The sequence below is a fragment of the Devosia alba genome (genome assembly GCF_039938915.1).
Taxonomy (GTDB): domain Bacteria; phylum Pseudomonadota; class Alphaproteobacteria; order Rhizobiales; family Devosiaceae; genus Devosia; species Devosia alba.
Genome location: NZ_JBDUUI010000097.1, coordinates 1 through 263 on the forward strand (window position 1 = coordinate 1; position 263 = coordinate 263).

At 53.2% G+C, this 263-nt stretch carries 1 protein-coding gene; it reads left to right on the forward strand.

The window, feature by feature from the left end; translation table 11 throughout:
* A partial coding sequence (locus ABFY71_RS18920) for a hypothetical protein (RefSeq protein WP_347947424.1) occupies positions 1-263 on the forward strand: 263 nt, incomplete at both ends.

The following is a 263-nucleotide window of genomic DNA, read 5'->3' on the forward strand; positions in this document are numbered from 1 at the left end:
GGGCAAAACAACGTTACCAACCCCGACATGCCCGGGACAGCCGACGCGGGGCGAATGGCCTTGGGCGGGCCGGGAACGGCTTATTCAACGGATCAACTTTACGAACCAATTTTTTACTACGTCCTGCCGCAATACACTTCTTGGGACTCCGTTAAGGGGATTGTCAACTTACAGGGTGGGGTGGAACCAAAGGTCACGACCTACATGTGGGGCAACCGCCAAGTCGTCAAAATTGATTACACGGGCACCAAGTATTACTACAA